Source organism: Brevundimonas sp. UBA5713 (assembly GCF_002419815.1).
GTDB lineage: Bacteria > Pseudomonadota > Alphaproteobacteria > Caulobacterales > Caulobacteraceae > Brevundimonas.
The window spans coordinates 1-8,240 of sequence record NZ_DIGV01000007.1 but is presented as its reverse complement, the minus strand read 5'-3'; the positions used below and the strand labels follow the sequence as shown (position 1 = coordinate 8,240).

Below are 8,240 nucleotides of genomic sequence, written 5' to 3'. Positions count from 1 at the left end.
AAACCGTCTCGGTGGTCCTGGCTGACGCGGCGGGCAATGCGTCGGGACCTGCTACGGTTACCGCTCCCGATGTGACGGCTCCCGAACCCGCTGAAAATCTGGCCGTCAATCAGGACGGCAATGTCTTGAGCGGCGAGGGTGAACCGGGCGCGACAGTCGTCGTAGAGGACGAACTGGGCAGCACCATCGGCACCGGAACTGTGAACGCCGACGGCACCTTCACTGTCGATCTGGCCCCGCCGCAGACCAATGGCCAAACCTTGAGCGTGGTTCTGGCCGACGCTGCGGGCAATCAGTCGCAACCGGCTTCGGCGATGGCTCCGGACGCCGGTAGCGAGACCCCGCTTCCGCCGATCGGGCAACCCGAACTGACCATTGTCGGTGCCGAGGAAGGTATCGATGCGGACGAGCTGGAGGCGGGTATCGTGGCACGCGTCACGATTCCGGAGGGCGGTGACGTCGGTCAAACCGTCACGGTCTCAGTGATGCACCAAGGGTCGTTCTATGAGTTCGAGCACGTCATTCAGGGCGACGATATCGCCTTTGGCTATGCGAGCGTGAATCTGGGCTCGAACTTCGTGGACGGCGAGTATTCGGCTATCGCGTTCTTCTCTGCCCCTGACGGCCGCATGGGCGAGTACTCGGAACGGGTCTACTTCGAGATCATTGCGGGCGACGGAAATTACGGCGATCCCCTGTTGGGCAGGCCCGAAGTGTCCGTTCCTGAAGCTGCGGACGGCATCGACGAGGCCGAACTGGCCGATGGCGTTCAGGTTGTCGTGCAACTGGGCCAAGGCGCCGACGTAGGCGTAAGGATCGTTGTCACCGTGCAGGGCGGCGACTCCTACGAGCATGTGCTGACCGGCGACGATATCGCTACCGGTAATGTCACGGTGACGATCCCGTCGGCAGACCTGGCGGCCGGTGATTATGTGGTCACGGCTGTCATGGCGACCGCGACCCGCACCTCCGACGCTTCGTCTCCGGTAAACTTCACCATTCCGGTTTTCGGGGTGGCTGACGTGGTATCGGTCACTATCGACACCATCGCAGGGGACGACATCGTCAACGCTGTCGAAGCTTCGGGATCGGTTACCATTACTGGTCAGGCCAGCGGGGCAGGCACTTTCCGCGAAGGTGACACTGTTGAAATCACTACGGGCGGAAACACCTATCGCGGCACCGTCGATGCGGATGGCCGCTGGTCTGTGACAGTCATGGGGTCGGACCTGACCGGTGGCACGCTCCAAGCTGTCGTCAAGGGTACAGGGTCTGACGGCGTGGTTCGCGACGGGACCGGCAGCCGCAGCTACGGCGTCGATCTGTCGCCGCCGTCGAATGCGGGTCCTATCCTCATCATTGCCGACGCTATGGACGGTATGGTCACGAAGGCCGAGCTGGAAGACGGCTTGTCGGCCGAGGTTCTCCTGCCTGCGGGTGTGAGTGCCAATGACCAGATTGTGCTTCGGATCACGGTTGGCGGCGACGTCCGCGAGTATGTGCACACGCTGACGAATGCTGACCTCCAGAACGGTAGGGTGACGATAGACCTTGGGGCCGATTACCCTGATGGCCAGTACACGGCCGAGGCTGTTCTGAGGGATCCTTCGGGCAATCTGTCGCCTCCGTCCTCGACCCTGCGCTTTGAAGTTGATGCGATCAATCTGGAGGTCGGGACCTCGGCAGGCACCGTCAGCGAAACGGATCTATCCGTCATTGCTGCCGGCCAGATTGGGCTTCAGGATGTTCAAGGTGCCTACACCATCGCTCTGGCCGGACCGAGCGACGCCTATACCTCGCGAGGCGAGACCATTAGCTGGCAGGTAGACGCCGATGGCACGCTGACCGGCAGCGCTGGCGGCCGTCTGGTCGTCACGGCCACGATTGGCCAAGACGGCAGCTACACGGTTCGACTGCATGACGGTATCGACCACGCTGTCGGCTCCGACAGCCTGGTCCTGCCGATCTCGGTCATCGTCACGGACAGTGAAGGTACAGCTTCCGGTGCCATCAATCTCACCGTGCAGGACGGCGGTCCGGTGGTGTCTGCTCCGGTCAGCCTGGCTCCGACACAACCGGGCGTCGTCACCGGCACTCTGGTCACCGACATGGGTCTGGACGGCGGTTACATGCAGTCGGTCACCGTGGACGGGGTGGTCTTCAACTATAACCCGTCAGATGGTGTCTCTGTTTCCGGCACGTCGCCGACAGTGCTGTCCTATACCTCCGATGGTGCCAAGCTGACGGTGACGACTGTTCGCGGCGAAACCATCCAGATCGACATGACGACCGGTGCCTATGAAGTGGCCGTAACCGGTCGCGGCGCAGAGCCGGTTTCCCAAGGCGGCCCGCATGTGGCTATGGCCAGCGCCGGTGGTTTGCTGGGTCTGGTGAATGCTGACGTGCTCGGCATCATCAAGCTTGAACAGGAGCAGTTCTTTACGGCTTCGGACATCAATAACGATCTCGCGACAATCGAGATCAGCTATGCTTCGCTGGTGGGTACGCCCGGCCTGCGCTTCGTCTATGACGAGAAGCTGGCTGCCGAGTTGGGCATCAGTGTCAATCAGAACACGAACAGCTTCCTGCTGTTCCCGAACAGCACGATCACCATCACGGCCTTGAATGGCGGCGTTCTCGACAACTGGAAGGTGAACGAGTTCCTCGGTTCTCTGACTCTGGGCGGTGGACTGAGCGACATCGGCCAACTGGATCTGGCGACTTCCCTGTCCATCAAGGCCATCGATTCCCAAGGCAATGAAGCGGTCAAGAGCGACTTCAAACTGGCCGATGTTTCCATCGGGGCTCCGGCGCTGTCCGCCGTGCTGCCCGAGACCTATCACAGCGGCACAGCCTCCGGTGAGACCCTGACGGCTTCCACCGCCGTGGGCGGCGGAGCGCTCAATAACCGCCTGTACGGTCACGGTGGCAATGACCGACTGGAAGGTGGAGCGGGCAACGACATCCTGCGCGGTGGCGAAGGCAACGACACCCTGCTGGGCGGTGCGGGCAACGATGTGCTGGTCGGCGGCACGGGTGCCGACACCATGACCGGTGGCGAGGGGATCGATGTCTTCCGCTTTGAACGCGGCGATCAACAGGGCCTGAACGGCGTCCCGACCGACGTTATTAACGACTTCAACAACGCTAGCCTGGCCCAGCAGGGCGACGTGCTGGATCTGGCCGACATGCTGCAAGGCGAGGGTGCCGTCGGCAAGAGTGCCGGCAATCTGGCCAACTATATCCACTTTGAACTGACGGCCGAGGGCACCCTGGTCCATATCTCGTCCACGGGCGGGTATGCCGGCGGCTTCAGCGCCTCAGCCACGGATCAACGCATTCTGCTGAAGGATGTGGATCTGACAGCAGGCTTTGATTCAGACGTCGCAATCATCAACGACCTTCTGGCACGTAACAAACTGCTGGTGGATGCGTTTACAACGCCAGCCGGTGCCGACAACGGTGACCTGCTGATCGTCGGAGACGTTGTCGACGGCGATGGTGACAAGGGTCAGACCTCGGTCGCGATCGACGATGACCTGATCGGCGCTCCCGGACAGAATGCTGCCCCGGAAGTCGGCGCAAATGCGCTGAACGTGTTCAGCATTCTGGGCGGCGGTCTGCTCGGCTTTGATCTCAACACCCAGGACCTGCTGGTTGGGGATGCCGACGAAAATCTGGCCAAGGTCGAGTTGGAATATGCCCCCACTCTGGCCATTAACCCCTCGCCGATCGGCTTTGCCTGGGATGCCAGCTTGGCCAATGCCTATGGCTATGAGGTGCGCCTGACGACTTCCGAGGGTCTGCTGGGTGTTATCGCGCCGCGTTCCCGCATCGAGATCGTGTCACGCAATGGCGAACCGCTCGACAACGAACAGATCAACACCTTCCTGGCGACGGTCCATGTGGCCGACCAACAGGGTGGACCACTGTCCAGCTCGCTGATCAGCGCCAGCCTGCTGAATGCGATCACCTTGTCGGCCACCGATGTCTGGGGTGCCAGCAACACGACCGTTATCGGCTCGTTCCTGGATGTGAACCTGCTCAACAGCATCAATGGTCCTGATGGTTCAAATCTGGGTGGGCTGCTCGCCCGACTGGACCCCCAGAACATGGGCGGACAGCTGGCTGACTGGTTTGACGGTGACCTCTCTACGGGTCTGGCGCAAACGCGCATTGCCCAGTTGGCTCAGCAAGCCTTCGAGACTGTGAAAGCTGGCTTCGAGCAGAGCGACGTCTTCGACTTCGCCTTGCAGATCAGAGACCGGTTCCAAGATGTGATGGGGCGCTTTGATCCCCGCGACGTTCTGGGAGAGATCCGTGAACATCTGGAAGGCAAGCTGAACGGGGGCCTGCTTCAGCAGTTCTTCGACCACGTCTCTGGCCGTCTGGGCGAGGTCCTTCAGGGCGGTGCTCTGGGCCAGCTGGGCAACATCGCCGAGATGTTCCAGCTCAACAAGCTGATCGAGTTCCTGAATCCGAACGGGCTGGGCGACGGGCTGGGCAGTCTGCTGCCTACAGGCGACGTGGCCAAATGGTTTGACGGCGATCTCAGCACGGGCTTTGCAGAAACGCGTATCGGTCAACTGGCCAGCGCGGCTTTTGAAGCTCTCCAAACCGGCTTTGAAAACAGCGACATCTATGACTTCGCCTTGCAAATCCGCGATCGCTTCCATGACGTGATGGGCCGCTTTGATCCGCGTGATGTACTGGGTCACATTCGAGAGCATCTGGAAGGCAAGCTGGATGGCGGACTGCTCGATCAGTTCTTCGACCATGTGTCGGGTCGTCTGGGTGACCTGCTGCAGGGCTCCGGTCTGGGACTGTTGGGCAACCTCACCGCGCTGATCGATCTTCGCAGCATTCTGGATCTTGGCAATCTGGGCGGGCTGAACGGTCTTGCCGATCTACACAATGTCCTTGGGGGCGTGATCGGCGGCGTTACCGATACAGTCGGTGGCCTTCTGGGTGGCGGTCTTCTGGGCGGATTGGGCGATCTGACCAAGCTCGACAGTCTGCTGGATCTGGCAAACCTCAACGTTCTGGGGAACCTGCCGGGGACGGTGATCGGACTGGTACCCAACCTCACCGGCGGGCTGCTGTCGGGTGGTGTGCTGGGCGGCCTCGGCCAACTGCTTCAGCTGGATGACTTGCTCGACTTCGGCAATCTGGGGAATGTTTCCGCCTTGCCGAACCTCCTCTCCGGACTGACGGGCAACCTCCTGAATGGTGTGCTGAGCGACGGTATCCTGAGCGGTTTGGGTGACCTGACCAATCTGGGCAACCTGGATCTGGGCAGCGTGATTGATCTGGGTGATCTGGGCAGCGTGACCACTCTGCCGAGCGCGATCATCGAGCTCACCGGCAGCCTTGTTGACGACCTGTTGCCCGGCAATGGCCTGAACCTTCTGGATGATCTGGTTGACCTTGATGGTCTTGTCGACCTGGGCGGCCTGATCGATCTGGGTGGTCTGGGCGGCATCGGTGATCTGCCCGGGACTGTCGGCGGCGTCGTGGACAATCTGTTGGGTGGTCTGGGCGGTAACCTGTCCGGTTTCGACGACCTGAAAGACATGGTCGATGGCTTGGTAGAAGATGTAGTCGGTGGCTGGTTGCCGGGTGGTCAGGGCAATGCTCTGGCTCCGCTGGGAACCGCGCTGTCTCCGGTGTTCGACAGTGCGGGCTTGATGCCGGTGCTGCAGCCGCTGACAGATCCGCTACAGGATTTGCTGAACCCGCTTGGGTAAGGGACAGCGAGCGTAGGGGTCGCAGTTTCTTCCCCGGTGAAGGGGCGACGCAGTCCGCTGCGTCGCCCCTTTAGTTTTTTCGCGCAGACGAATGCGCAACGGTGCCGCGTTAGAAAACTTCGAAATGTCGGAGAAGATCGTCCAAGTGGTGCGGGCGGTCGGACTCGAACCGACACTCCTTGCGGAACCGGATTTTGAGTCCGGCGCGTCTACCAGTTTCACCACGCCCGCACGGCTTGGGAAGGAGGCGCAATCTAGCGATGACGGGGCGCGGGTCAATCCGGTTCGTCAAAGAAAAACGCCGCCCCGAAAGGGCGGCGTTTCGCTTGACCGTTCCGGCCCGATTTAGACCGGAGAAACCGTCTGTTCGATGGTGCCGAAAATCGAGTGGTTCTTCTCGTCCAGCATTTCGATGCGCACTACATCGCCGTGCTTCAGGAAGCCGGTCTTGGGCGCACCTTGCTGGATGGTTTCCACCATCCGCACCTCGGCGATACAGCTGTACCCCAGACCCCCTTCGTTGACCGGACGGCCCGGACCGCCGTCGGCGTCCTTGTTGGAGACCGTGCCCGAACCGATGACCGTACCGGCGCACAGGGCGCGGGTCTTGGCCAAGTGGGCGATCAGGGTACCGAAGTCGAAGGTCATATCGACACCGGCGTCGGCCTTGCCGAACTCTTCGCCATTGATGCTGACCAGCAGCGGGCCGTGCAGCTTGCCGTCCTTGAAGCGGTCACCCAGAGCGTCAGGCGTCACAAACACCGGCGACAGGGCGCTGGCCGGCTTGGACTGGACGAAGCCGAAACCCTTGGCCAGTTCGCCCGGGATCAGGTTGCGCAAGGACACGTCATTGACCAGCCCCACCAGACGGATGGACTGAAGCGCCTCCTCACGGGTAGCACCCAGCGGGACATCGCCGGTCACCACCACGATCTCGGCCTCGAGGTCGCAACCCCAGGCTTCGTCCTTCAACGGCACCGGATCGCGCGGGGCAAGGAAGCCGTCAGAGCCGCCCTGATACATCAGCGGATCGGTCCAGAAGGTTTCCGGCATCTCGGCGTTGCGAGCTTTGCGGACCAGTTCGACGTGGTTCACATAGGCCGAACCATCTGCCCACTGGTAGGCACGGGGCAGGGGAGCGGCGGCTTCGCGTTCGTGGAAGCGGCCACGCGGCACCGATCCGACTTCAAGGCTCTCGGCCAAGGCGCGCAGCAGCGGTTCGCAGCGCTCCCAGTCATCCAGAGCCGCCTGCAGGGTCGGCGCGATCAGAAAGGCGTCCGTATACCAGTTGAGGTCATTCGAGACGACGACGAGGCGGCCATCACGGCCGTGCTTGAGCGAAGCGAGTTTCATGGAACACAACTAGTCGACTAAAGGAAAAGTTTAAAGCCGTGCGAGGCAAACACGCACATCTAGCGCGCGTCCGGCCCGATCACGGCGCGGGCTTCGGCACCGGTTTGCAGGACAGGATCGCGGACCTCCACCTCGATAACGATGGCACCACCGACCACGCCGTTTTGCCACAGATAGCGGCGCTCCACCTCGACCTCGCGACCAGAGGGAGCCATGGCGTCATAGGTATCGCCCCAAGGCGTGATCTGCTTCATTTCGACGAAATGCAGGCCGCAGGCCGCGTCCAGCTCTTCGAGCGCCATTTCGCTGAGTTCGTTTTCGTGTTCGGGCGGAGTTACAGCCAACGGCGCACCTTTTGTCGGTAGGTCTCGTATTCGGCACCGAATACGGCAGACAGATGGGCCTCTTCACGCGCAATCACCAGCCGGTCGATGACCCACAGGCACGGCAATAGGAGGACCAGGGCCAGCGGCGCATCCATGGCAATGGCAAAGCCCAGATAGCTGACGCTGAAACCCAGATAGATCGGATTGCGGCTAAATCCGAACAGGCTGCCGGTCAGGAGGGTGGTTGCACCCTTCCACGGCTCGACGGCGGTCTGGTGGCGGCGCATCTGCCCCGCCGCCAGACCATCCAGTCCCAAACCGATAACGATCAGCACCACAGCCACAGACCGTCGCAGCGTATCGCCCAATCCCAGTGACAGATCGGGCAGCAGATAGCCTGCGCCCCAACCGGCTAGAAGGAACAAAAGATAGATCAGCGGCGGCGGGAATTTGATCCCCGGCGTGGCGTGGATGTCGGGCATTACTTCTCTTCGTCGGCGTAGATGGCCACGCGCGGTGCGCTGCGGCTGGAGACGGTGCCGCGATACATGCCCGAGGTGTTCATCGCAAAGGCGACCGAACCATCGGCTCCCACCACGATCACACCGCCGTCGCCACCGATCGAGCCGACCTCGGCGATTTCGGCGTCGGCGGCCTGCTGTACGGATTGGCCTGCGCGGGTGCCGTGGCAGATGTCACGGGCGACGGTGGCGCGGATGAAGTACTCGCCCGTGCCGGTGGCCGAGACGGCGCAGCCATCGGCGTTGGAGGCATAGGTGCCTGCGCCGATCACCGGCACATCGCCCACGCGGCC

The 8,240-nt window shown here is 61.9% G+C and carries 5 protein-coding genes and 1 tRNA gene; 1 reads left to right on the top strand and 5 read right to left on the bottom strand.

From position 1 onward, the window contains the following. The first annotated feature begins 11 nt into the window (after positions 1-11). Positions 12-5,747: an Ig-like domain-containing protein gene (locus B3B04_RS00805; RefSeq protein ID WP_292038812.1), complete on the top strand. Its 5,736-nt coding sequence runs from the start codon at positions 12-14 to the stop codon at positions 5,745-5,747. 146 nt (positions 5,748-5,893) lie between these two features. Here B3B04_RS00805 and B3B04_RS00800 read toward each other — a convergent pair. The 5 genes from B3B04_RS00800 to B3B04_RS00780 all read right to left on the bottom strand — a co-directional run. After that, positions 5,894-5,978: transfer RNA gene (locus tag B3B04_RS00800), tRNA-Leu, on the bottom strand. A gap of 114 nt (positions 5,979-6,092) precedes the next feature. Then, positions 6,093-7,100 carry a fumarylacetoacetate hydrolase family protein gene (locus B3B04_RS00795; RefSeq protein WP_292038811.1) on the bottom strand — a complete coding sequence of 336 codons (1,008 nt, stop codon included), beginning with the start codon at positions 7,098-7,100 and terminating at the stop codon, positions 6,093-6,095. Positions 7,101-7,159: 59 nt separating this feature from the next. Continuing rightward, a complete protein-coding gene (locus tag B3B04_RS00790) occupies positions 7,160-7,444 on the bottom strand; it encodes a hypothetical protein (RefSeq protein WP_292038810.1) in 285 nt (94 codons plus the stop codon). Next, positions 7,435-7,908: a methyltransferase family protein gene (locus tag B3B04_RS00785; protein ID WP_292038807.1), complete on the bottom strand. Its 474-nt coding sequence runs from the start codon at positions 7,906-7,908 to the stop codon at positions 7,435-7,437. Before B3B04_RS00785 ends, B3B04_RS00790 begins: the two co-directional genes overlap by 10 nt. Further along, positions 7,908-8,240 (bottom strand): isoaspartyl peptidase/L-asparaginase (locus tag B3B04_RS00780; protein WP_292038805.1); only part of this gene is annotated, 333 nt, incomplete at its 5' end. The genes B3B04_RS00785 and B3B04_RS00780, both read right to left, overlap by 1 nt.

Coding starts and splice junctions, on each gene's coding strand:
- B3B04_RS00795 (WP_292038811.1), bottom strand. CDS start 7,100: ATGAAACTCGCTTCGCTCAAGCACGGCCGTGATGGCCGCCTCGTCGTC.
- B3B04_RS00785 (WP_292038807.1), bottom strand. CDS start 7,908: ATGCCCGACATCCACGCCACGCCGGGGATCAAATTCCCGCCGCCGCTG.